General features: G+C 64.1%; 1 pseudogene. It reads left to right on the forward strand.

Annotation, left to right across the window (positions count from 1 at the left end):
• A pseudogene (locus SB822_RS60885) lies at positions 1–237 on the forward strand (hypothetical protein); the annotation flags it as partial.

Consider the following 237-nt stretch of genomic DNA (forward strand, 5'->3'; position numbering starts at 1 on the left):
CCACTACGACGCGCACTTTTCCAGCTGCAACCGCAATTTCCACATCATGGGCGAGCGCCCGGTGAACCGCTGGTGCGGCATCTGCCCGAAGTGCCACTTCGTATTCCTGGCGCTGGCCCCGTTCATGCCCAAGACCCGGCTGGTGAAGATCTTCGGTCGCAACCTGCTCGACGACGCCAGCCAGGCCGGCGGCTTCGACGCGCTGCTGGAGTTCCAGGACCACAAGCCGTTCGAGTG

The sequence above is a fragment of the Paraburkholderia sp. SIMBA_054 genome (genome assembly GCF_046534875.1).
GTDB classification, from domain to species: Bacteria; Pseudomonadota; Gammaproteobacteria; order Burkholderiales; family Burkholderiaceae; genus Paraburkholderia; species Paraburkholderia hospita.